General features: G+C 37.8%; 18 protein-coding genes and 1 pseudogene. 11 read left to right on the top strand and 8 right to left on the bottom strand.

Annotated elements, in window-relative coordinates; genetic code table 11:
* Positions 1-17 precede the first annotated feature (17 nt).
* From LDL57_RS07305 to LDL57_RS07295, 3 genes are read left to right on the top strand one after another with little or no spacing between them, the layout of a single operon-like run.
* Positions 18-854, top strand: coding sequence for a heme/hemin ABC transporter substrate-binding protein (locus LDL57_RS07305; protein WP_180559994.1), 837 nt, complete (start codon positions 18-20; stop codon positions 852-854).
* On the top strand, positions 854-1849 hold the full coding sequence (locus LDL57_RS07300; protein WP_180560084.1) for a FecCD family ABC transporter permease: 996 nt from the start codon (positions 854-856) through the stop codon (positions 1847-1849). The genes LDL57_RS07305 and LDL57_RS07300 overlap by 1 nt, the downstream gene beginning before the upstream one ends.
* Positions 1850-1859: 10 nt before the next feature.
* Positions 1860-2651, top strand: coding sequence for a heme ABC transporter ATP-binding protein (locus LDL57_RS07295; protein ID WP_225507400.1), 792 nt, complete (start codon positions 1860-1862; stop codon positions 2649-2651).
* Between the two features lie 133 nt (positions 2652-2784).
* Here LDL57_RS07295 and ppsA read toward each other — a convergent pair whose 3' ends face one another.
* Positions 2785-5163 (bottom strand): phosphoenolpyruvate synthase, encoded by a 2379-nt coding sequence (ppsA, locus tag LDL57_RS07290; protein ID WP_180559996.1) that lies wholly within the window; start codon positions 5161-5163, stop codon positions 2785-2787.
* A 236-nt stretch (positions 5164-5399) separates the two neighbouring features.
* On the opposite strand from ppsA, the pseudogene ppsR reads away from it, so the two are divergent.
* From ppsR to LDL57_RS07275, 3 genes and pseudogenes are all read left to right on the top strand, one after another.
* Positions 5400-6238, top strand: a pseudogene (ppsR, locus tag LDL57_RS07285) (posphoenolpyruvate synthetase regulatory kinase/phosphorylase PpsR).
* A gap of 139 nt (positions 6239-6377) precedes the next feature.
* On the top strand, positions 6378-7424 hold the full coding sequence (locus LDL57_RS07280) for a 3-deoxy-7-phosphoheptulonate synthase (RefSeq protein WP_180559997.1): 1047 nt from the start codon (positions 6378-6380) through the stop codon (positions 7422-7424).
* A 295-nt stretch (positions 7425-7719) separates the two neighbouring features.
* Entirely contained in the window at positions 7720-9207 is a 1488-nt protein-coding gene (locus LDL57_RS07275; RefSeq protein ID WP_225507399.1) for a helicase HerA-like C-terminal domain-containing protein, read from the top strand.
* 98 nt (positions 9208-9305) lie between these two features.
* Here the strand turns inward: LDL57_RS07275 and LDL57_RS07270 are convergent, their stop codons facing one another.
* The 4 genes from LDL57_RS07270 to guaB all read right to left on the bottom strand — a co-directional run bounded on the left by LDL57_RS07270 (position 9306) and on the right by guaB (position 14321).
* Entirely contained in the window at positions 9306-10049 is a 744-nt protein-coding gene (locus LDL57_RS07270) for a S1 family peptidase (protein ID WP_180559999.1), read from the bottom strand.
* A 73-nt stretch (positions 10050-10122) separates the two neighbouring features.
* A complete protein-coding gene (locus LDL57_RS07265) occupies positions 10123-10719 on the bottom strand; it encodes a lytic polysaccharide monooxygenase (RefSeq protein WP_180560000.1) in 597 nt (198 codons plus the stop codon).
* A 494-nt stretch (positions 10720-11213) separates the two neighbouring features.
* Complete coding sequence (gene guaA / locus LDL57_RS07260) at positions 11214-12791, bottom strand: glutamine-hydrolyzing GMP synthase (protein WP_180560001.1); 1578 nt, start codon at positions 12789-12791, stop codon at positions 11214-11216.
* A gap of 66 nt (positions 12792-12857) precedes the next feature.
* Complete coding sequence (guaB, locus tag LDL57_RS07255; protein WP_180560002.1) at positions 12858-14321, bottom strand: IMP dehydrogenase; 1464 nt, start codon at positions 14319-14321, stop codon at positions 12858-12860.
* Between the two features lie 317 nt (positions 14322-14638).
* Here guaB and LDL57_RS07250 point away from each other — a divergent pair, with 317 nt between their 5' ends.
* A complete protein-coding gene (locus LDL57_RS07250) occupies positions 14639-15469 on the top strand; it encodes a hypothetical protein (RefSeq protein ID WP_180560003.1) in 831 nt (276 codons plus the stop codon).
* 74 nt (positions 15470-15543) lie between these two features.
* Complete coding sequence (gene xseA / locus LDL57_RS07245) at positions 15544-16893, top strand: exodeoxyribonuclease VII large subunit (RefSeq protein WP_180560004.1); 1350 nt, start codon at positions 15544-15546, stop codon at positions 16891-16893.
* 74 nt (positions 16894-16967) lie between these two features.
* Here the strand turns inward: xseA and LDL57_RS07240 are convergent, their stop codons facing one another.
* Both LDL57_RS07240 and LDL57_RS07235 read right to left on the bottom strand, forming a co-directional pair.
* Complete coding sequence (locus tag LDL57_RS07240) at positions 16968-19028, bottom strand: S9 family peptidase (protein WP_180560005.1); 2061 nt, start codon at positions 19026-19028, stop codon at positions 16968-16970.
* 311 nt (positions 19029-19339) lie between these two features.
* Positions 19340-21619 carry an NADP-dependent malic enzyme gene (locus tag LDL57_RS07235; RefSeq protein ID WP_180560006.1) on the bottom strand — a complete coding sequence of 760 codons (2280 nt, stop codon included), beginning with the start codon at positions 21617-21619 and terminating at the stop codon, positions 19340-19342.
* A 403-nt stretch (positions 21620-22022) separates the two neighbouring features.
* Here LDL57_RS07235 and LDL57_RS07230 point away from each other — a divergent pair, with 403 nt between their 5' ends.
* The 3 genes from LDL57_RS07230 to dapE all read left to right on the top strand — a co-directional run bounded on the left by LDL57_RS07230 (position 22023) and on the right by dapE (position 24414).
* Complete coding sequence (locus LDL57_RS07230; RefSeq protein WP_180560007.1) at positions 22023-22643, top strand: response regulator; 621 nt, start codon at positions 22023-22025, stop codon at positions 22641-22643.
* A gap of 254 nt (positions 22644-22897) precedes the next feature.
* Positions 22898-23275, top strand: coding sequence for an ArsC family reductase (locus LDL57_RS07225; protein ID WP_180560008.1), 378 nt, complete (start codon positions 22898-22900; stop codon positions 23273-23275).
* A gap of 2 nt (positions 23276-23277) precedes the next feature.
* Positions 23278-24414: a succinyl-diaminopimelate desuccinylase gene (gene dapE / locus LDL57_RS07220; protein WP_180560009.1), complete on the top strand. Its 1137-nt coding sequence runs from the start codon at positions 23278-23280 to the stop codon at positions 24412-24414.
* Between the two features lie 45 nt (positions 24415-24459).
* Here dapE and LDL57_RS07215 read toward each other — a convergent pair whose 3' ends face one another.
* Positions 24460-24837: a DUF454 family protein gene (locus tag LDL57_RS07215; RefSeq protein WP_180560010.1), complete on the bottom strand. Its 378-nt coding sequence runs from the start codon at positions 24835-24837 to the stop codon at positions 24460-24462.
* Between the last annotated feature and the right edge of the window lie 3 nt (positions 24838-24840).

Raw genomic sequence — 24840 nt, 5'->3', positions numbered from 1 at the left:
CAGGAGTTAAACTTAAAATGAAATTATGGCTTCTCTCAATTATCATATCTTTACTTATCCCCTATTCTCAAGCGAATGAACGCATTATTACGCTTGGGGGCGACATCACCGAAATTATCTTTGCCCTTAATGAAGGAAAACAGGTTATTGCTCGCGATAGTAGCAGTCGTCAACCAGACTCGGTATTAAAGCTGCCAGACGTCGGTTATATGCGTATGTTAAATGCGGAAGGCATTTTATCGCTACAGCCAACATTGATTTTAGCAAGTGAACAAGCTAAACCCGAATTAGCCCTAAAACAAATACAACGAACAGGCGTTAAGATAGTAAAAGTAACAGGAGCTCCTACACTGGCAGCCATACCAGAAAAAATTCGTACCATAGCTCATACAATTAAGCAACCCCAAAAAGGAGAAGCGCTCATCAATAAACTTAATGAGCAATTGTCATTGATTAATACCGCTCCTATACAACAAAAAATCCTTTTTATATTCAGCCATAATGGAACTGTGCCTCTTGTTGCCGGTCAACGCACCGCAGCAGATAGTATTATTTCGACTGTCGGTGCCCAAAATGCACTGCAAGGTTTTAACGGCTATCTTCCTCTCTCTCAAGAAGCAATTATTGCCAGTCAACCCGATTGGATTTTAATTACCATTGAAGGTATTCATTCCTTAGGTGGAATAGAAAAAATCTGGCGATTACCCGGTATTAATATGACACCTGCCGGCAAAAACCAGGCATTACTCATCGTTAATGATTTAGGGCTTCTCGGATTTGGATTATCAACGCCGAGTGTTATGAAACAAATACGCGATGCTTTGGAAAAAACCAATAAAAAAACCAATAAATGATGAAACAATTCGCTTATCCAAAATCGGTATTATTAATTCTATTTTGTCTTGTTATTTTAATTGTCTTACTGGCGGCAAATGTGGGTGCTATGTCTTTGTCGTTTCATTCACTTTGGCAACTACCCTTAACGGATAATCATTGGCAAATTTGGCTAACTATTCGCTTACCCCGTATTTTATTGGCATTATTAGTCGGCTGCGCATTAGCGGTTGCGGGTGCTATTATGCAAGGGCTATTTCGTAATCCATTAGCCGATCCCGGCTTACTTGGCATCAGTAGCGGAGCAGCTCTTAGCGTTGCGCTTTTTATTGTTCTTCCCTTGCCTATTTCTTCACTGTTAAGTGATTATGGTTATCTGGTGGCGGCTTTTGTTGGCAGCTTTATCGTTGCAATAGTTATTTTTTCATTAACGCATTATTCAAATGGCCATTTAACGAAATTACTTTTATCGGGCATCGCGATTAATACCTTATGCGTATCTTTCATTGGTCTTCTTAGCTACCTTAGCGATGATCAGCAGTTACGTAGCCTGACACTATGGATGATGGGCTCTTTAAGTCAAAATAATGCTGCCATTGTAACCATTGCCGCTACCATCATTAGCCTTACCATGCTTATGGTCTTACAACAAAGTATGAAACTTAATTTATTACAATTAGGCGATGAAGAAGCACATTATCTCGGCTTAAAAGTAAAAAAAACCAAGTTTATACTTTTAGTACTGAGCTCTCTTTTAATTGGTTGTGCAGTCGCGTCAAGTGGTATAATTGGGTTTATTGGTTTAGTCGTCCCACATCTTATTAGAATGACATTTGGCGCCAATCATAAATGGTTATTACCTGCTTGCGCTTTAGCCGGCGCCGTTTTACTACTTACTGCTGATACCCTCGCTCGTACCTTAGCCACACCGGCAGAAATTCCAGTAGGCTTAATTACCGGGTTAATTGGTGCCCCCTATTTTCTCTATCTTATTTTAAAACAGCCACAAGGTTAGTGACAAAATTATGTGCCGTTCCTCTATACCTTTTATTGAAGAAAAACAACTCTGCTATCGCGTAATTAGGCAAAATGTTATTGATGATTTATCACTGTCACTTTATCACAACCAAATAAGTATTATTATCGGGCCAAACGGTGCTGGAAAATCAACCTTACTACGTTTATTGACCGGTTTTCTTACCCCACATACTGGAGAGTGCCTATTAGAAGGAAAGTTGCTGACAGGCTGGGATATTAATAAATTATCACGTAAACGGGCGGTAATGCGCCAGCATCACCAACTCAATTTTCCATTTAGCTTTGAAGAAATTGTGGCAATGGGACGAAGTCCTTATGGTAGTTTTTATTTCAGTCAAGCTATCGAAAGTGCATTAATACAAACTGATTGTCTGGCATTACGCTATCGAAATTACCAACAACTATCTGGCGGAGAACAACAACGTGTGCAGTTAGCCCGTGTTATCGCCCAACTTTGGCATCCTGAGCCCAATAATAGCTACCTGTTTTTGGATGAACCAACCTCAGCACTTGATCTCTATCATCAGCAACAAAGTTTACGCTTATTACATCGATTAAATCGTCAACAGTCTATTGGTGTTTGTTGTATATTGCATGATCTAAATCTGGCAGCATTATATGCAGATCGCATTTATTTACTGTATGAGGGTCAACTGGTTAGTGTCGGCACACCGCAACAAGTCATGACAGAAGAAAATTTACGCCGCTGGTACAGAGCTAATCTTTATGTGAAAACTCATCCAGACAAGAAGGTTCCGCAAATATTTTTACGCCACTAACTGATTAAGTTGATCGATAATCACCAGCTAAAGCAATAAATATTATATTTTGTTCATCATTAACTGAGTCTGTTATTTTCATTTTCAGACTCAGTTTACAAGACCAGTTTAATGAATAAAAAATTAATCAGTGCTAGTTATTTTCCGCCAGGGAAAACCAAGTTGTCATCACCGTATCAGGATTAAGTGAAAGACTATCAATTCCTTCTTTCATGAGCCATTGCGCAAAATCTTGATGATCAGAAGGACCTTGACCACAAATACCTACATACTTGCCTTGCTGTTTAGCGGCTTTTATCGCCATCAAAATTAATGCTTTTACCGCTTCATTGCGTTCATCAAATAGCGGAGAAATAATAGCAGAATCACGATCCAGTCCGAGTGTTAATTGAGTCATATCATTTGAACCAATAGAGAATCCATCAAAATAAGTAAGAAATTGTTCTGCTAATAGGGCATTTGATGGAATTTCACACATCATGATAATTTTCAAACCATTCTCACCACGTTTTAGACCATGATGTGCTAACTCCTCAATAACAGCTTCTGCTTGAGCAACAGTTCTCACAAATGGGATCATAATCTCAACATTGGTTAATCCCATAATATTTCGCACCCGCTTAACCGCTTCACACTCAAGGGCAAAACATTGACGAAAACTATTGTCCACATAGCGCCCAGCGCCTCGAAAACCTAACATCGGATTTTCTTCATGCGGTTCATAAAGATCACCGCCGATTAAGTTAGCATATTCATTTGATTTAAAATCAGATAAGCGAACAATCACCCGTTTCGGCCAAAATGCGGCCGCTAGAGTAGCAACTCCTTCTGTTAAACGGGCTATATAAAACTCGACAGGATCCTGATAACCCAGCATTAGCGCTCGAATTTCCGCCTGTAACTCAGCCGATTGTTGCTCAAACTCTAATAAAGCACGTGGATGCACACCAATCATGCGATTGATAATAAATTCCAAACGGGCCAAACCCACACCATCATTAGGTAAACAAGCAAAATCAAATGCGCGATCAGGGTTACCGACATTCATCATGATTTTCACCTTCAACGATGGCATTTTATCAACCTGACAACTTTTGATCTCAAATGGCAATTTATCAGCATAAACAAAACCGGTATCACCTTCAGCGCAAGAGACTGTCACTAATTGACCATCATGTAAGTGCTCAGTTGCATCTCCGCAACCAACCACAGCTGGAATACCCAATTCACGTGCTATAATCGCCGCATGACAAGTACGTCCGCCACGATTAGTGACAATAGCGGCGGCTCGCTTCATAATCGGTTCCCAATCAGGATCGGTCATATCTGTAACCAAAACATCGCCTGCCTGCACACGACTCATTTCACTAATATCGTGGATAATTTTAACCGTTCCTGCACCAATACGTTGACCAATAGCACGCCCTTCTACTAATACTTTACCGGTTTTTTTTATTTGATAGCGTTCCATCATCTGCTGATTAGCACGGACAGTCTCAGGTCGAGCCTGGACAATATATAATTTACCATTATGGCCATCTTTAGCCCACTCTATGTCCATTGGTCGGCCATAGTGCTGTTCAATTAATAATGCCTGATGCGCAAGCGCTTCAACTTCATGATCAGTTAAAGAAAAGCAATTACGCTCTTTTTCTGCTACCTCTTCAATCCTTACCTGTTCACCATGTTGATGATTATCAGCATAAACCATTCGCACTTTTTTCGAGCCTAACGTTCTGCGTACAATAGCTGGACGCCCCGCTTTTAATGTTGGTTTATGCACATAGAATTCGTCAGGATTAACCGCACCTTGCACAACCATCTCGCCAAGACCAAACGCTGAGGTAATAAAAACAACCTGATCAAAACCTGATTCAGTATCTAAAGTAAACATTACGCCCGAAGAAGCTAAATCAGAACGTACCATACGTTGGATCCCGGCAGAAAGAGCGACCCCACGATGATCATACCCTTGATGAACACGATATGAGATAGCCCGGTCATTAAATAGGGAAGCAAAAACATGTTTGATTGCGACCATTACCGCATCAATACCTTGGACGTTCAAAAAAGTTTCTTGCTGACCAGCAAAAGAAGCATCTGGCATATCCTCGGCAGTAGCAGAAGAACGCACTGCAAAGGAAATATCAGGCTCATCGGCAGATAATTGCAAAAAAGCCTGACGGATATCTTTTTCTAATTTAGAGCTAAACGGGGTATCAATGATCCATTGCCGAATTTGGCTACCCGCTTTGGCTAATTGCTCTACATCGTCAATATCAATTTCATCCAATAATTGGTATATACGTTGATTAACACCACCTTGCTCTAAAAAATCATTGAAAGCACAGGCGGTAGTGGCAAAACCATTTGGTACCAGAACATCCACAGCAGCTAAATGTGTGATCATTTCACCTAACGAAGCATTCTTTCCACCAACTAAATCAACATCATTCATAGTAAGCTGGTTATACCAAAGTATATTGTATGAAGTACGGCCTTTATCGGACATTGAAAAGAACCCTTATTAAAATTCATAGAAATGTAAATATGTTAGTTAGTTGGTAAAACTATCTTATCGTTAAGACTAACATAATGTTGAACCCATAATGGAATGGTGAATCGATCAAGCTCATAATAATATTTTTTAACGCCATATAATCTATCATTCGGATAACAAATTTTTACATTTGATCTTTATTATTTTACTTTTTAAAAATAAAATAAAATGAAAAGGAAAATTAACCAATGGACCAACATCACGCTAAAAATTTAGCACGCTGTGTATTTTTTATTTCCGACGGAACTGCGATCACAGCAGAGACGCTCGGTCATGCTGTTTTATCACAATTTCCACTCCATTTTTCTTCTTATTCACTACCGTTTGTCACCACTGAAAACGTGCTACAGAAATAAAACACAGAATTGATCAAATCTATTCTAAAACCCAGATTCGTCCGTTGGTTTTTTACTCAATTATTTCGCCAACAGTAAAAAAAATTATTACCACTAGTGCCGGCTGTTGTTATGATATCGTCCAATCTTTAATTGATCCGATCCAGCAAGAGATTGGCTTAAAACCTGAACCAAAGCTCAACCGAACCCACGGACTATCTAATCTAAATCAATATGATGCTAGAATTGCGGCGATTGAATATACATTAGCGCACGATGATGGCATATCATTAAAAAATCTGGATCAGGCTCAGGTAATTTTATTAGGTGTTTCCCGCTGCGGTAAAACACCAACTAGCCTCTATTTAGCGATGCAATTTGCTATTCAGGCTGCCAATTATCCTTTCACCGCAGATGATATGGATAATTTGCAATTACCTTCTGCATTGAAACCTTATATGAATAAACTTTTTGGCCTAACAATTAGTCCTGAGCGATTAGCCACAATTCGTGAAGAGCGTTGTGAAAAAAGTCGTTATGCTTCTTTACGTCAATGTCGGATAGAGTTAACGGAGGTAGAGGCTTTATTTAGAAGACACAATATCCATTATTTAAATACAACTAATTACTCGGTTGAAGAGATTTCAGCCAAAGTCATCGATACATTTGGTCTAACTCGTCGTATATTTTAATAATTCAAAATTAACTAAGAAATATTCATTACTTTAACGCTATCTTAAACAACCCTTGGAAGCAGTTTATTTTCAGTTAGGGTAATGCTAATTTATTTAGCAACAAGATCTGCCACATTGAAGCATATATGAGATAAATATGTATAAAACAGATGAGTTAAGAACTCAACCTATTGATAGCCTTATTACGCCTCAAGCGCTGGCGGATGAGTTTCCGCTATCTAAAGAAATTATCGAAAACGTGACAACGTCACGCAAAGCGATTGAATCAATTTTAACTGGCCAAGATCATCGACTGTTGGTGGTCATTGGCCCCTGTTCAGTACATGATACCCAAGCAGCACTTGAATACGCAAAAATGCTGGCTAAGTTGCGCGTCGAATATAAAGATTATCTTGAAATCGTGATGCGTACCTATTTTGAAAAACCCCGTACAGTGGTTGGCTGGAAAGGTTTAATTTCCGATCCAGATCTGAACAATTCCTGCCAAGTTAATAAAGGCCTACGATTAGCCCGTGAGCTACTTACTAATATTAACCAACTCGGGCTGCCAACAGCAACTGAATTTTTAGATATGATAATCGGCCAATATGTTGCCGATCTAATTAGCTGGGGAGCCATCGGCGCCAGAACCACAGAAAGCCAAATCCATCGCCAAATGGCATCGGCTCTTTCTTGTCCGGTTGGCTTTAAAAATGGTACTGACGGGAATATTAATATTGCTCTGGATGCTATTCGTGCTGCACGTGCTAGCCATGTATTTTTATCGCCCGATAAAAATGGCCAAATGACTGTTTATCAAACCCATGGTAACCCTTATGGCCATATAATTATGCGCGGAGGAAAACAGCCTAATTACAGCGCAGAAGATATTGCCGTTGCCTGCCGTCAGTTACGTCAATTAGGCTTACCTGAAAAATTAGTTATCGACTTTAGTCATGGTAATTGTCAAAAAATTCATCAGCGCCAATTAGATGTTGCTAAAAACATTGCGCAACAACTGCAAGCAGGCTCGAGAACAATCGCCGGTATTATGGCAGAAAGCTTTCTTGTAGAGGGTACCCAGCAAGTCATTGCCGGTAAACCCCTAGTTTATGGTCAGTCTATTACGGATCCTTGCTTGGGTTGGCGGGATACCAAACAATTACTATCTATATTGGCTGAAGCGGTAAAACATCGGTTTTAAACATCCTACAGGAGAATTTTTCAGCAGCAATTAATGATTGTCAGCTAAAATTCTCCCTACCCCATAGATTACTTTATCTGGCAGCATTTACTGAATTTTTTATTATTAAAATACCAAATACACCACCATCAGCTATCTTTACCCTATACTCTTTTATAATTTTTTATTAATTAATCATATTATAACAGGCGTATTTACCCTATTTTGTCTGGTAATTTAAAATTTAACGAAAATCTGCTATCGAGCCTGACAACAAAATTATACCCATCATGCCGACTACAGAGGATAATTTTAGATGCAAAAATCTCTCGTTATCGCTAAAAATAGTGAAACTGAATTAGCCATATTGCCTGCGCTAGCAAATCGACATGGATTAATTACCGGTGCAACAGGAACAGGTAAAACCGTAACGCTGCAAAAAATGGCAGAAAGTTTTTCTCAAATTGGGGTGCCGGTTTTTATGGCTGATGTGAAAGGTGATCTTTCGGGGATTGGTGCCAAAGGAGTTTTAACACCTAAATTGCAATCACGCCTAGAAGCGCTTGGTGTAACAGACTGGCATCCCGCTGCTTGCCCTGTCACTTTTTGGGATGTTTTTGCAGAACAAGGACATCCGGTAAGAGCAACAATCTCAGATATGGGACCATTGCTGTTATCTCGTTTAATGAATTTAAATGATGTACAAAGTGGTGTATTACAACTTATTTTTAAAATCGCCGATGACAATGGCTTACTATTGTTAGACATGAAAGATCTGCGTGCTACCGTTCAATATGTTGGTGAAAATGCAAAACAATTTCAAACTGAATACGGTAACATTGCCAGTACCTCAATCGGCGCCATACAACGTGGCTTATTAACCCTTGAACAGCAAGGTGCTGATTACTTTTTCGGCGAACCCATGCTTGATATTGCTGATCTGATCAAAACCGATTCTAAAGGCCAGGGAATGATCAACATTCTTGCGGCAGACAAACTATATAATCAACCTAAGCTTTACGCTGTGTTTTTATTATGGTTATTATCGGAACTTTTTGAACGTTTACCTGAAATGGGCGATGTTGAAAAACCGAAACTGGTGTTTTTCTTTGATGAAGCACATCTACTTTTTACTAACGCACCGACCGCTTTACTAGAAAAAATCGAACAGGTTGTTCGGCTGATCCGTTCAAAAGGCATTGGTGTTTATTTTGTTACGCAAAATCCTCTTGATATTCCCGATAATATCCTAGGACAACTGGGCAACCGGGTTCAACATGCATTACGCGCCTTTACGCCGCGTGATCAAAAAGCCGTTAAAGCAGCAGCCGAAACCATGCGAGCAAATCCAAAGTTTAAAGCTGAGCAGGCGATAACTGAACTGGGTGTAGGTGAAGCATTAATTTCGTTCTTAGATGAAAAAGGACGTCCTAACATTGTTCAACGGGCTTTTGTTATTGCGCCAGATTCACGCATGGGAATTTTAACTAGCGAAGAACGCAGTCAGCTACTTAATCATTCAGATCTCTATGGCAAGTATGAAAAAATGTTGGATCGTGAATCAGCCTATGAAAAACTGGCAAATCAAACCAGCGATAATATAACGGCTACTAGCCAAACAAATCAAATCACAAAAAATAGTGAAGATAGTGGGTTTGTTGGCGGCTTAAAAGATTTCCTATTTGGTTCAACTGGCCCCAGAGGAGGTAAAAAAGAGGGTTTAGTGCAAACGGCAACTAAATCTGCGGTGCGTCAAATAAGTAATCAAATTATACGTGGTATTTTAGGTGGTAGAAAACGTTAAAAAATCAATAACAAACCTGGCAGTAGCTACACCAGGTTTGTTAAGCAAAAATCCTAATGGTAATAAGTTGTTTTATTTACATAATAAAATCAAGAAAATTACTTATTAATATTATTTAGGATCCAATCGCTATAATAACTTACTCTGGTAAATTGCATTGACTGCATTATTCTACGCGAGACTAAACCTACTACTGTGTTGTTACCATCGTTAGCTAATATTGGACTACCTGAATCCCCTCCTCCTGTTATGGTATTATTACCAATTGCGCAAATATGTAAGGCTGGCTTATGGCAAGTTGATGGGTAACCACTGGGTACTTCAATACATCGTTTAGGATTGGCGATCGAAATAATTGTTTTTCGCAAATATTCAGATGTTTTGCCCAATTCAGTATCCCCCATACCAATCGCAGTTACTTCAGTACCTTCAGGTAAATCAACATGTTTATTGATACCATTAATACTGGCAAAATCATTACTAATTGTTTCGCGGGCTAACTCGAGTAAAGCAATATCATAAGGTACATCAAACGGCGCAGGACAATCTACATCAGTGGGTGGATTACGCCAATAAGGATGGCTAATAATCTGTTTAATTTTTACTTTATCTTGATAAATTGCACCGGGGTTATAGTGCTCCATGCCAACATAAACATTAAGTTTTGCAACATCAATATTTTCAATACAATGTGCTGCACTCAATACCCAACGTTTATTAATAAGAACGCTACCACAGCGATGTCTATTGATATCCGCAGAATCAGAAAGACATAATGCACAAAAAAAGGGAAATTCGCCTGGTTCAGCTGGTATACCGTTAGAAATATATTTATTAATCATTGTATTACCATAAAATTAATTTTTATTAGAATAAAATAAATATCAAAAAATAATCCTATTTAGCCAATTAAAACTAACGAGCATTCATATTGGCATCAATCACTTGATAGAAGGCATTTGATGTGTCTGCAATAGTCCAGACACCTAAAATCACTTGATAACCCGTACGATAAGGTACAATGCATTTCATGGTAACTTCTCGGGCGGGTACTGCACCACCATCAAATCGTGAACAGAAGGGTTGTAATTCAAACGCAGCGCGACTTAATGGGACATTAGGATCCCAGTTTTGTTTGGTAATAAAATATTCCCAGTCGGTGGTACTATGTGGGGCAGTTAATGTCCAGTGAAACACATTTTCACCTGATCTCATATTAACCTTAGTCCAGCGCGTTACTGATTGTTCATCCAATTGCTTAAACATTCCTACACCAGCGCTGGCTATTTTGCCATCCGCTGGCCCTCTTTGTGGAAAACCTTTTCGTCCTTCCACTGATTGCGGTTCATACTCAATTGGACCACAATTTTTGTTTTCCAACATTGAACACAAATAAGCCCGACTCGCTGGGCTATCAATATAGCCATGCATTGATTTAATATCAGTGGTGATACTGGCAAAACTCGAGGCACTCATTAACGTTAACATTGTCAACAGTAATCTTGTTTTCATTTCGCTTACTCCTTGATCAATAATTTTTATTTCTGCAAAGAAATAATGAGTAATAAATGCAATAACAGCACTGAAAATTATCATCCCAGAACAAGCACTATAGCAATTTAAAATAATTAGTTAATGCTTAAAAAAATACTTATATTTCTTTTAACAACTGATTAATAAATATAAATAAATAGTAATGCTTTTTAGCCACTTTTTAATATAATCTTAATACTATAGATGTTCAGTAAATATGCGCTTTATATATAACATTAAATATTTAATTAAATAATAAAATAGATAATTAAATAAGTTATCAAAGTAATTTCTTATGTAACATATCACTAAAATTAATTTTTAAATAGGTATTTTGTATCGATTATAAATAAAATATTAAATTACTTTTTTATTAAAAATAACAATTATAAAAGTATTGCCTAATAAAAAAACCCAGTAAATGTATTTTCACTGGGTTGTTTGGGGAAGTTATTTTGGCAAATATGCGTTTTTTATTCCCACTCAATTGTCGCTGGAGGTTTACCACTAATATCATAAACTACCCTAGAGATACCAGCGACTTCATTGATGATCCTATTGGACACGCGGCCAAGAAAATCATAAGGCAAATGTGCCCAATGGGCGGTCATGAAGTCAATGGTTTCAACGGCTCGTAATGATACGACCCAGTCATATTTGCGACCATCTCCCATTACACCAACTGAGCGCACCGGCAGGAAAACGGTGAAGGCCTGGCTGACTTTATGATAAAGATCGGCTTTATGTAATTCTTCAATAAAAATGGCATCTGCCTGGCGTAAGAGATCACAATAAGTTTTTTTCACTTCACCCAATACCCTTACTCCTAAGCCAGGGCCAGGAAATGGATGACGGTATAACATGTCGTAAGGAAGTCCTAACTCCAGGCCTACTTTACGCACCTCATCTTTAAATAACTCTTTTAAGGGCTCAACTAAACCCAGTTTCATTTCTGCTGGTAAGCCGCCTACATTGTGGTGAGATTTAATGACATGTGCTTTACCGGTCGCCGAAGCAGCGGACTCAATTACGTCTGGATAAATAGTCCCTTGTGCTAGCCATTTTACTTGCGTTTGTTTAGCGGCTTGTTCATCAAATACTTCAATAAAAACACGACCGATCGTTTTACGCTTTGATTCTGGCTCATCAATACCCGCCAATGCGCTAAGAAAGCGCTCTTCGGCAGCCACATGAATAATATTAAGATCAAATTTACCAGCAAACATGGCCATAACTTGCTGCGCTTCATTTAAGCGTAATAAACCATTATCAACAAATACACAAGTCAGTTGTTTACCAATCGCACGATTGAGTAATAGCGCAGTAACTGATGAATCCACACCGCCAGATAACGCTAAAATCACTTGATCATCACCAATCTGTGCCTTTAGGCGTTGTACCGTATCTTCAACAATTGCCGCCGCAGTCCAACGGGCTTCACAACCACAAATATCTAATACAAAACGCTGTAAAATAGCCGCACCTTGATGAGTGTGGGTCACTTCAGGGTGAAATTGGACGCCATAGAAATGTTTTTCATCATTTGCCATGATAGCAAATGGGCAGCTATCGGTACTGGCTATAACTTTAAAATCCGTCGGAATAGCAGTCACTTTATCGCCATGGCTCATCCATACATCAAGCAATGGCTTGCCATCAGCACTTAAGCTGTCATAGATATCACGAAATAGTTCACAAGATTGTTGAATTGACACCTGGGCGTAGCCAAACTCTCGCTCGCCAGAGACTTCAACTTGCCCACCTAATTGGATGGACATCGTTTGCATACCATAACAAATACCTAATACCGGAACGCCGGTTTGAAAAACATATTCCGGTGCACGTGGGCTGTTTTGCTCGGTCGTGCTCTCCGGCCCGCCAGAAAGAATAATTCCGTTGGGATTAAATTCGCGTATCTGTGCCTCGGAAACATCCCATGCCCAAAGCTCACAATAAACGCCAATTTCACGAATGCGACGGGCAATTAATTGCGTGTATTGTGAACCAAAATCGAGGATCAAAATTCGGTATTGATGAATGTCGGTTGTCATCTAAAAATAATTCCAAAAACAAATAATAATTTGACGGTTTATAGGGAAAAACCGCTGATAAAATGGTTAACCTAAGCGATAATTGGGTGATTCTTTGGTGATGGTAACATCATGCACATGACTCTCTTGGATACCCGCACCACTGATCCGGACAAATTCTGCTTTGCTTCTTAATTCATCAATGGTGGCACAACCTGTTAGCCCCATACAAGAACGAAGGCCACCCATTTGCTGATGAACAATATTCTTCAATAATCCTTTATAAGCAACCCGGCCCTCTATTCCTTCAGGAACTAATTTATCTGCCGCATTATCGGTTTGGAAATAACGATCAGAAGAGCCTTTCGACATAGCACCTAATGATCCCATTCCTCGATAAGCTTTATAAGAGCGTCCCTGAAACAAAATAGTTTCGCCGGGTGATTCTTCGGTACCAGCAAGCATTGAACCAACCATAACGCATGAAGCGCCCGCTGCCAGTGCTTTAGCAATATCACCCGAGAAGCGAATTCCCCCATCGGCAATTACTGGTATATTCATGCCATTAAGTGCCTCAACAGCATCAGCGATTGCAGTGATCTGGGGGACACCAACCCCAGTCACAATTCGTGTTGTACAGATAGAGCCTGGGCCAATACCGACTTTTACCGCACTGGCGCCGGCTTCAGCTAAGGCTTTTGCCCCTTCGCCGGTAGCAACATTACCTCCGATAATTGGCAAATCAGGATATTTTGCCCGCGTTTCACGAATACGCTGTAAAACACCCTGTGAATGTCCATGCGAGGAGTCAATTAACAATACATCAACACCGGCCGCGACTAATGCCTCAATCCGTTGTTCATTATTGCCACCCGCACCGACTGCCGCCCCGACTCGCAAACGACCCTGCTCATCTTTACATGCATTAGGTTTGCGTTCAGCTTTTTGAAAATCTTTTACTGTGATCATACCAAACAGATGAAAATTATCATCAACCACTAATGCCTTTTCGATACGCCTTTCATGCAATTTCTGTAAAACCACATCACGGGATTCACCCTCTTTCACCGTGACCAAATGCGGTTTAGCTGTCATTACTGCGGTAACCGGCTGATCCAAATCTGTGACAAAACGGATGTCACGACCGGTAATGATGCCAACCAATTCTTTATTATTGTTAACCACAGGATAACCAGCAAAACCATTGCGTTCTTCCATCTCATACACTTCACGAATTGTGGTTTCAGGCGTGACGGTAACTGGATCGATAACAATACCACTTTCATACTTTTTAACTCGGCGAACTTCTTCTGCCTGACGCTCAATTGACATATTTTTATGAATAAAACCAATTCCGCCCTCTTGGGCTAATGCGATGGCCAAATCTGATTCAGTCACAGTATCCATGGCAGCAGAAAGCATAGGGATTGTTAAACGGATCGAGGCAGTTAAATGAGTTGATAAATCAGCCGTATTAGGTAATACATCTGAGTGTGCGGGAACTAACAATACATCATCGAATGTTAGCGCTTCTTTCTTTATACGTAGCATGAGCAATATCTCACCAGGCAGAATTCGGAAAAAGATAAAATATTGCGACCATATTATACATGACGAAATTTATTGACTCCACTACTTTCTTACTAAAATTCTTTTTTTGCCGACAAAAACGCATAATTACATTATCAAATTCAGATTTTAACTTGTTAATAATTTATTGACAGAATTGTTTAATTAATTTCAAATCAAATAAATTTTTACTGGGATTAGTTATTTTGTTTAAATTATTCTGCTCTAAACATCACTTTTTAAAATTTAGTTCTCACTTAAAATATGGGTAAAATTAACGGGTTAAACTAAGGAAAGTTATGTTCGCCATTAATAAAACGAACTTCAATCAAATACCCACTTACCAATCAGATACACGAAGAGCTTCTCCCTCGCTTTCAACAATTGAAAAACAGCATCTTCATTTTCTGGATTCTCTCTATACTAATGAGGATATTAGTCACCCCATACACTCATATGATGAAGCGTTAGCACTTTTAACCCCAATTTATGATAAAGATTATGTTGAAAATAAATCTAAAATTAATTTTGTATCAACAATGAATCAATTTAATCAATTAGAAGGTTATAAGAAATGCCATTTTATTGATTGGTATAGTATTCAAGATTACCAATACAGCAGCTACACTTATTTAAATAGTATGCTAAAACTTGGGGCTGCGGCTAATCATCATCACCCTTTAGTGGCCCAATTAAATTTATCTTTAATGCATTTATCATTATTCGATAATTATCATAGCCAATTTGTGCCTAGAATGGTTTATCGTGGTGAAGTCAGAAAAGCTGCCGATATGATGTTCTTGCAAAGGAATAGTTCGCAAAAACTTGATAATTTCTTCAGTACCAGTGATATCCTTGATAATGTTATATCTTATTTAAAAGACATCAATTCATTAGCTATTAATGAAATTAATGTGTTATATGAAATTCAATATAGTGAACCTTTAGTCGGTGCCAATATTTCCGCTTTATTAAAAGATGGCAAACATGAAGTATTATTCTGGCCAAAAACAGAATTTATTATCACCGATATAAAGTCTAATCCTAAAGACAAAAATATAACCATACGAATGAAAACAGCCAACCTTGAGCAACATGAATGGGATAAACAGTTGTATTCTTTACTATGATGCTATGTATAATAAAAACAATAGCTGCTAATATTTAGCTATTAATTTTATTTACAAGGTGTTGCTAACTTAATATGTTAACTTCAGAAAATAGTGTAATTTACTCAGTTAGCCAACTTAATCAATCTGTTCGGCAATTACTTGAACTTCAAATTGGCAGAATTTGGCTTAATGCAGAAATTTCTAATTTTTCTCAGCCGGCTTCTGGCCACTGGTATTTCACTTTAAAAGATGAAAAAGCGCAGCTACGCGCTGCGATGTTTCGTGGTCAAAATATACGGGTCAATTTTCGGCCACAAAATGGTCAACAAGTGTTAGTTAGAGCAACTGTTACCATGTACGAACCGAGAGGAGAGTACCAATTAATTATCGACAATATTCAACCTGCAGGTGATGGGTTATTACAACGACAATTTGAAATATTGAAACAAAAACTTTCAGCTGAAGGACTATTTGCTCAATATTACAAACAAGCGCTACCAATGCCCGCCAAACGCTTAGGGGTAATTACTTCAGCAACAGGCGCCGCATTACACGATATTTTGAATATATTAAAACGCCGCGATCCTTCATTACCTGTCATTATTTATCCCACCGCCGTGCAAGGGGAAGATGCACCTTGCCAAATTGTTCGTGCCATTAAGTTGGCTAATCACAGGCAAGAGTGTGATGTACTGATTGTCGGCCGGGGTGGTGGTTCATTGGAGGATTTATGGGCTTTTAATGATGAAAAAGTTGCGCGAGCAATTTTTGCCAGTCAGTTACCAATTATTGCTGCGGTTGGTCATGAAACCGATGTAACTATTGCCGATTTCGTTGCCGATTTACGTGCCCCGACACCCTCAGCAGCGGCAGAACTAGTCAGTCGTAACCAACAAGAATTACTCCGCCAACTACTTGAACAAAAACAGCGACTGGAAATGGCGATGGACTATTTCTTGGCGCGTAAACTACGTGTGTTTAATCAATTACAACATAAACTACAACAACAACATCCTGAACTGCGGATAACCCGCCAACAAAATTATTTGATTCAGCTGCAACAAAAACTTGTTAGCGCCACCCAACAATATTTACAGCAATTTAATCGTCAACAATATAGCCTGGAACAACGTTTAATATTATGTGATCCGCGACCACAATTACAAAATTGTCGCCAACGCTATATTCAACATGAATTCCAATTAAAACAATTAATTAATCAAACATTAAGCCAATATCGAGAAAAATTTGCTATTAGCTGTTCTCGTCTTCAAGCAGTAAGTCCATTAGCAACATTAGCGCGTGGTTATAGCATCAGTGAATTACCTGATGGCAGGATTTTAACCAATACCCAACAAGCAGATATTGGGGGAAAAATAAAAACTCGCCTAAAAGATGGCTGGCTTGAAAGTAAAATCTTATCGATCAATAAAATTACTTAATTTAAATAAATTATCATATATAAAAATAGTTTTATTAGCCTTATATTAAATTATTATATAAGGCCAGCAAAAATTTATTGAATATCAAAATCAGGAAAATATTTTTTATTATCATCTAGCATCAAAATAAAAGCATATTCCAGTGCCGTATCCTTTAAGCGGTTAAAACGACCCGATTGACCACCATGGCCGGCTTTCATATTTGTTTCCAACAATAAGACAGTATTACCTACTTTATACTCCCTTAATTTAGCCACCCATTTAGCCGGCTCCCAGTATTGAACTTGGGAATCATACAGGCCCGTGGTAACCAGTAAATTTGGATAACGTTGCTGTTTAATATTGTCATAGGGGCTGTATGATTTTAGGCGGAAATAAGCTTCTTGTTCAGCAGGATCACCCCATTCATCATATTCTCCGGTTGTTAATGGAATTGAGGGATCAAGCATCGTTGTCACAACATCGACAAAAGGAACTTGAGCAACCACCCCTCGATAGAGTTCCGGTGCCTGGTTAATCACCGTTGCCATCAATAAACCACCAGCACTGCCTCCCATCGCATATACCCGTTTTACATCAGCATAACCCTTGGCAATCAATATCTTAGTTGCATCAATAAAATCACTGAAACTGTTAGCCTTATTTTCAAGCTTACCTTGCCGATACCAGGTTTTACCTAAATCACCGCCACCACGAACATGGACTAATGCATATACAAAACCTCTATCTAATAAACTCAAACGTGCTGAACTAAAAACCGGATCCACATTAATACCATAAGCACCATAACCATAGATCAAAATAGGATTTTTGCTTTTTTGCCATAGATCTTTGCGATATACCAACGAAATCGGTACTTCGGTACCATCTTTTACTCGAACCCAAATACGCTCACTGGTATACAGTGACTTATTAAATCCATTGACTTGTTGTTGTTTTAGCAAATCACGTTGTCCAGTTTGCATATTTATCTGCATAACGGATATTGGTGTAGTCAGTGATGAATAACCGTAACGTAAAGTTTCGCAATCAGGTTCTGGATTATAATCAATCCACGCGCTATATACCGGTTCATCAAATGGAACCATTATTTGCTGTTTTGTCTGCCAGTCTATTTGACGAAGATTTACCAATCCATTACGACGCTCTTCAACCACCAGCCAACGGTTAAAAAGCGCAAAATTTTCTAGATCAGTCTCTTTATTTGGTGTAATAACCGTTTGCCACGGCTGTTCAATTGATTGAGTGGTATATAAGCCAAATTGCTCCGATTGGTGGTTAGAGCGAATATAGAAATTATCACGAAAATGATCTAAGTCGTACTCACGACCAGTTTGGCGAGGTGAAAATACCGTAAGCGCTTCAGTGGGGTTATTGGCATCGATCAATCGATATTCTGTTGTTTCTGTACTACTAATCGATAACAGGATATACGCTTTTGAGCTACTTTTTGCTATGCTCAAGTAAAATCGGTCATCACTCTCCTGATAAATTTTTTTATCTTCAACCCGCTCTTTTCCATATTGATGGTAATAGACTTGATAAGGTAACAATGTTTGTGGATGGTTTTTAATATAATAGAGTGTTTGATTATCATTAGACCATACAATATTACCCGAGGTATTTTTAATTACCCCATTTTGCCATTTTTTACTATCTAATTGTCTAAATGAAACCTCAAACTGACGACGCCCTTGGAAATCTTCAACAATTGCCAAACGATTATTATCTTCAGAAACAGCAATACCAGCCAATGTATAAAATTGATGTCCCTTCGCACGTTCATTACCATCAACTAACATCTGCCAATCACTATTTTGGTTAACAGGTTTACGCTGATAAATAGGATAATTTTTACCTTCTTGATAAAGGGTACGATAAATATAACCATTATAAATATAAGGCACCGATTGATCTTGTTGCTCCATACGAGCGACCATCTCACTAAACAGTTGTTCCCTTAATGCAGTGCCCGATTTTAATACCGTATTGGTATATTGATTTTCTTCAGTCAAGTATTTGATAATTTTTTTATTTTTTCTTGTATCATCTCTTAACCAATAATAATTATCAATGCGGGTATCACCATGTAATACCATTTTATGTGGTTGCTTTTCTGCCATTGGAATTATCATTTTTTCTCCTGCATAGCTGGTAAACACGATTATATTTAACAACCAGGTTAATAGTACCATGTTTAAATATCGATAAGGAAAGCAGTGGCTTAATTGCATCATTATCAAGAACACCCTATTAGCAACTGTTTAGTTATTTAATAACAAAAATTTAATCAATAAAAGACAGCCATCGCAATTAATTACCCCTTTTTTTAAATAAGTTTATAAATAATTAATTAACCCAATTTACAAGCTCTATTTTATTGCCATAACACAATAAACCTCTGTAATTGCTATTACAGAGGTTTAAATTGGTGATGAGTCTTATACTATAATGGCTGAGTTTGTGCTTCCGCTGCTGCAAGCGCAACCATGTTAACGATACGTCTTACCGACACAACCGGTGTTAATATATGTACTGGTTTTGCTACTCCCATTAATACCGGCCCCACAGTGACTCCATTAGAACTAGTAACACGAAGTAAGTTATAGCTAATACGCGCAGCCTCCATATTAGGCATAATCAACAAATTAGCCGATCCTTTTAATGTACTATCTGGCATAATATCTCGCCGAATACTTTCAACTAACGCTGCATCGCCATGCATTTCACCATCAATTTCCAACTCAGGAGCGGCATGTTTAACTAGGGCCAATGTTTTACGCATTTTTTGCGCCGATGGGCAGTCTGAAGAACCAAAACATGAGCGAGATAATAGTGCCACTTTAGGCTCAATACCAAAATGCCTTACTGCCTGTGCTGCCATCAGTGTAAGTTCTGCCAGCTCCTCTGGTGTGGGATTATCATTCACATAGGTATCAGCAATAAAAGTATTTCCTGTTGGCAACATAAGTGCATTCATGGCGCCAGCAACCGAACTATTCTGCCGGAAGCCAAGCACATTTTTTATAATATTAAAATGTTGATGATAACTACCCACAGTACCACAAATCATGCCATCAGCTTCACCTTGGTGGATCATTAACGCACCGATTAAGGTTGGGTTATTAATGACTTCCCTACGTGCCATTTCCTGCGAAACACCATGGCGCTTCATTAATTGATAATATTGTTGCCAATAGATTTTGAAACGCGGATCGTTTTCATTATTAATTAACTCAAAATCATCACCAATTTTAATTTGTAACCCAAGTTTCTCAATCCGCTTTTCAATAACACTGGGTCGACCAATTAAAATCGGATAAGCTAAACCTAAAGATATTAATTCTTGTGTTGCATGCAATATGAGTTCTTCTTCACCTTCCGCTAATACAATCCGTTTTTTCTCTTTGCGAGCCAGAGAAAAAATTGGCTTCATAAATAGGTGGGTGCTATAGACGAACTCATTAAGCTTTTCTATATAAGAATTAAAATCTTCAATAGGTCGGGTTGCTACTCCTGACTCCATCGCTGCTTTAGCAACTGCCGGCGCAATTTTAACGATTAAGCGCGGATCAAAAGGTTTCGGAATAATATAATCAGCACCAAATTTTAATTCCTGATCACCATAAGCAGAGACAACAACGTCATTCTGTTCAGCTAATGCCAAATCAGCAATAGCCTGAACGCAAGCTAGTTTCATCTCTTCATTGATTGTGGTGGCACCAACATCCAACGCGCCACGAAAGATAAAAGGAAAACAGAGTACATTATTTACCTGATTAGGATAATCTGAACGCCCAGTGCAGACAATCGCATCAGGCCGGGCAGCTTTTACTAATGAGGGGAGAATTTCTGGTTCTGGATTGGCTAATGCTAAGATAAGCGGGGCATTAGCCATCGATTTTACCATTTCTGCCGTCAATACACCGGGTGCTGAACAGCCTAAGAAAATATCCGCACCTGGAATAACATCAGCTAAAGTACGTAAACCATTATCTTCGATTGCATAAGCGGCTTTGGTTTCATCCATTACTTCATCGCGGCCTCGATAAATAACCCCTTTTGAATCACAGACAATAATATTGCTACAATTAAGACCTAATGCCACTAATAAATTCATACAGGCGATAGAAGCAGCACCTGCACCGGAAACAACTAAACGTACCTGCTCAATTTTTTTATTAACAATACGCAGACCATTCAATATCGCGGCGGTTGAAATAATGGCCGTACCATGCTGATCATCATGGAAAACGGGAATTTGCATTTTTTCACGCAGTTTTTTCTCAATATAGAAACATTCTGGCGCTTTTATATCTTCTAAATTGATTCCGCCAAAGGTTGGCTCCAATGCAGCAATAACATCGATCAGTTTATCTGGATTAGATTCGTCTATTTCGATATCAAAGACATCAATGCCGGAAAATTTTTTAAATAAAACCCCTTTGCCTTCCATAACGGGTTTACCGGCCAAAGCACCTATATTTCCAAGACCTAATACTGCCGTACCATTAGAAACTACCGCCACCAAATTACCCTTAGCCGTATATTTGTAAGCGGCCAAAGGATCTGCTGCGATTTCAAGACAAGGATAAGCAACACCGGGAGAATAAGCGAGAGCCAGATCGCGTTGTGCCGTTAATGGTTTAGTTGGGGTAACTTCAATTTTTCCTGGTTGGGGAAACTCATGAAAATCAAGCGCACTTTGTTTTAATTTTTCATCCATTGTGTGTCCTTAAAGAATTTTATTAGCAAAAAACATCCCCATTATAATAATCTCTATCAATGAAATCATGACATATACAACAATTTCGATAGAAACAAGTAAACCGCAAACATCATATCAGTAAAATTAACATAACTAAATAATATTAAAATTAAAATATAAAACTAGTTACATTTATATTATTAATTTTTTTATAATTATAAAATTTAAGATTATTGAATTTAAAATTATTAAATTCTATGTGTTTTTTATTTAAGATAATTACCTTTTGGTTATTTCATTAATATTGTTTTTCTTATATTCTTGCACTGTTTTATTTTTTCAAAAAACTTTAAAGACTAATAATTAAAATCAGTTGTAAAAACACCATTTATTTCTACAGGCATTTAAAAAGGAATATACTATGTCTAATCATTCAATAATGTTGGTTGATGAACATCCCCTTATACGTCATAGTTTAAAACAGCTCATTAAAGCCGCACCTGAATTTACTGTTGTTGCCGAAGTAAGTAATGGTATTGATGTTATTAATGTAGCAAATCAATTAAAACCAGATATTATTATGATAGATATTAATATATCTAATATGTATGGTCCTGAAGTTATTCGTCAAATTAGAAAAGAGGGGATTAAATCTTATATATTAATTCTCTCTCTTTCTGCTAATCGAATTGATGTTTATAATGCTATCGATGCTGGTGCTAATGGTTATTTATTAAAAAATTGCGAATTAGATATGTTAGTTAATAGCTTAAAAAGTGCAGCAAATGGTTTACCGATTTTTAGCAATCAAATTCATCAATATTTAAATAATCGTCATCAATATCAAGATCCACTTTCTTCATTAACAAAACGTGAATTTGAAGTATTACGCGAAATTGCTAATGGATTAAAAAATAGAGAAATATCTAAATCTCTTTTTATTTCTGAAGAAACAGTCAAAGTACATATTCGTAATTTATTGAAAAAACTTAATGTGCGTTCTCGCTTAGAAGCCAGTTTAGTTTATATGCGCGCTAAATAAAATTAGCATAGACAAAATATCACTAAAGGAAGAAGAAATGATTTATTAAAAAATCATCCCATGATACATAGTTATATGCATTGCTTAATTAATACATCATTTTATGTGATGTAAAATATATTTTATTAAATATTTTTATAATCGATTTCTAATACATTTAATAAGTATTCTACTTAATGGTAGCCTTATATAGATTATTATCGCATTTTGCAGCATTATAGAGATCTTAGTGCTACATATCCAAAAAGGAAATTATGATGTCAACATCAATAAGTTACATACTTTATGGTATAAAAAATTGTGATACTATTAAAAAGGCACGTCAGTGGCTTGATAATCATCATATAATCTATCAATTTCATGATTATCGCACAGATGGGATCTCAATTGAATTACTCGAAATTTTTATTCAACATTTGGGATGGGAAGCCTTGATCAATAAACGTGGTATGACCTGGAAAAAATTGTCCGATGAGCAAAAAGCGAATATTATTGATGTCGCTAGTGCTAAAGAGTTAATGTTAAAATATCCAGCAATTATTAAACGCCCATTATTAACAACTACTGATAACCATTATCTACTCGGTTTTTCAATAGACGAGTACCAACGATTTATGCATCACAGAGGCTAACTATGATTTGTCCTGTTCTTAAGCTAGCGCAACAACTTATTCAACAACCCTCTATTAGCCCCAATGATCATGGCTGCCAAACCATCTTAATTAATCGACTGAAAAAACTTGGTTTTTCAGTTGAAGTCATGCCCTTTGACGATACCGCCAATCTATGGGCCTATCATGGGGAACAAGGGGAAACGCTGGCTTTTGCTGGGCATACCGATGTTGTTCCGGCAGGTGCAACTCAAGATTGGCGTTATCCTCCTTTTACACCAATATTAAATAACGGGCTGCTCTATGGCCGAGGAGCAGCTGATATGAAAGGTTCGCTTGCAGCAATGATTGTTGCTGCCGAAAGATTTATTAATGATTATCCCAACCATGCTGGCCGATTAGCCTTCTTAATTACCTCTGACGAAGAAGCTAAAGCGACTAATGGAACGGTAAAAGTGGTTGATAAATTAATGGCACGCAACGAACAAATTGATTATTGCATTGTAGGTGAACCGTCTAGTCAGGAAAAGCTAGGTGATATAATCAAAAATGGTCGTCGAGGTTCATTAAGCGCAAAACTCACTATCCAAGGAACACAAGGGCATATCGCTTATCCACATTTAGCCAATAATCCGATAAATAGTTCATTAGCGTTTTTAAATGAGCTGGTTAATAAAAAATGGGATATCGGTAATGCATTTTTCCCTCCCACCAGCATGCAAATTTCCAATATCCATGCTGGCACTGGCAGTAACAATATTATTCCTGGTAAGTTAATTATACAATTCAATTTTCGCTTTAGCACTGAGCTCACCGAGCAACAAATTCGCCAACAAGTAGAAGCAATGCTAAAAAAATATCAACTTAGTTATGAAATTGAGTGGTCATTATCCGGCCATCCTTTTTTAACCAAAAAAGGTAAATTAATTAATATTGTTAGCCAGGTTATAGAGCAATATTGCGGCTATCAACCTCAGCTATCAACCGATGGCGGCACATCTGATGGCCGTTTTGTTGCTAAAATGGGCGCCCAAATTGTTGAGTTAGGGCCTTTAAATGAAACTATTCATAAAGTTGATGAATGTGTAAGTGTTGTTGATCTACAGCAATTAAGCTTTATTTATCAGCAAATTATGCAAAAAATATTATTGCCGGCCTAAAATTTTAGTTAACTAGCTTTATTCTTAACAAGATAATAAATTGGGCTAATTCTTAGACCCATCGATTACTGGCAACCTGGATATATAACCGAGCAATAGCGCTAAGATAATTAATAGTCCCCCTCTGATCCACCAACTTGTAACTAACCAAAGTGAGAAAACAAAAGTAAATAAAATTATAATAATTAGCTTAATTTTAACGCCTTTAGGTAATGCTCTATGCTGTTGCCAATGGCGAATATATTTACCAAACCATGAGTTATAAAGTAACCAGTGATGAAAACGTGGCGATGAGCGAGAAAAGCACCAGGCCGCTAATAGCAAAAAAGGGGTAGTGGGTAATAAGGGTAAAAGTAGTCCAAATGTCGCTAAGACAATACTAATCCAGCCCATAATAATGAGTAAAACTCGTTGTAAATGCATACT

The organism is Arsenophonus apicola (assembly GCF_020268605.1).
Taxonomy (GTDB): domain Bacteria; phylum Pseudomonadota; class Gammaproteobacteria; order Enterobacterales; family Enterobacteriaceae; genus Arsenophonus; species Arsenophonus apicola.
Note: the sequence above shows the minus strand (reverse complement) of the source record. Positions and strands in the feature narration are given on the sequence as shown.

Excerpts from the sequence above, each read along its gene's own strand:
- LDL57_RS07305 (WP_180559994.1), top strand. The coding sequence starts at position 18 with ATGAAATTATGGCTTCTCTCAATTATCATATCTTTACTTATCCCCTAT.
- LDL57_RS07300 (WP_180560084.1), top strand. The coding sequence starts at position 854 with ATGAAACAATTCGCTTATCCAAAATCGGTATTATTAATTCTATTTTGT.
- LDL57_RS07295 (WP_225507400.1), top strand. The coding sequence starts at position 1,860 with ATGTGCCGTTCCTCTATACCTTTTATTGAAGAAAAACAACTCTGCTAT.
- ppsA (WP_180559996.1), bottom strand. The coding sequence starts at position 5,163 with ATGTCCGATAAAGGCCGTACTTCATACAATATACTTTGGTATAACCAG.
- LDL57_RS07280 (WP_180559997.1), top strand. The coding sequence starts at position 6,378 with ATGTATAAAACAGATGAGTTAAGAACTCAACCTATTGATAGCCTTATT.
- LDL57_RS07275 (WP_225507399.1), top strand. The coding sequence starts at position 7,720 with ATGCAAAAATCTCTCGTTATCGCTAAAAATAGTGAAACTGAATTAGCC.
- LDL57_RS07270 (WP_180559999.1), bottom strand. The coding sequence starts at position 10,049 with ATGATTAATAAATATATTTCTAACGGTATACCAGCTGAACCAGGCGAA.
- LDL57_RS07265 (WP_180560000.1), bottom strand. The coding sequence starts at position 10,719 with ATGAAAACAAGATTACTGTTGACAATGTTAACGTTAATGAGTGCCTCG.
- guaA (WP_180560001.1), bottom strand. The coding sequence starts at position 12,791 with ATGACAACCGACATTCATCAATACCGAATTTTGATCCTCGATTTTGGT.
- guaB (WP_180560002.1), bottom strand. The coding sequence starts at position 14,321 with ATGCTACGTATAAAGAAAGAAGCGCTAACATTCGATGATGTATTGTTA.
- LDL57_RS07250 (WP_180560003.1), top strand. The coding sequence starts at position 14,639 with ATGTTCGCCATTAATAAAACGAACTTCAATCAAATACCCACTTACCAA.
- xseA (WP_180560004.1), top strand. The coding sequence starts at position 15,544 with ATGTTAACTTCAGAAAATAGTGTAATTTACTCAGTTAGCCAACTTAAT.
- LDL57_RS07240 (WP_180560005.1), bottom strand. The coding sequence starts at position 19,028 with ATGATAATTCCAATGGCAGAAAAGCAACCACATAAAATGGTATTACAT.
- LDL57_RS07235 (WP_180560006.1), bottom strand. The coding sequence starts at position 21,619 with ATGGATGAAAAATTAAAACAAAGTGCGCTTGATTTTCATGAGTTTCCC.
- LDL57_RS07230 (WP_180560007.1), top strand. The coding sequence starts at position 22,023 with ATGTCTAATCATTCAATAATGTTGGTTGATGAACATCCCCTTATACGT.
- LDL57_RS07225 (WP_180560008.1), top strand. The coding sequence starts at position 22,898 with ATGATGTCAACATCAATAAGTTACATACTTTATGGTATAAAAAATTGT.
- dapE (WP_180560009.1), top strand. The coding sequence starts at position 23,278 with ATGATTTGTCCTGTTCTTAAGCTAGCGCAACAACTTATTCAACAACCC.
- LDL57_RS07215 (WP_180560010.1), bottom strand. The coding sequence starts at position 24,837 with ATGCATTTACAACGAGTTTTACTCATTATTATGGGCTGGATTAGTATT.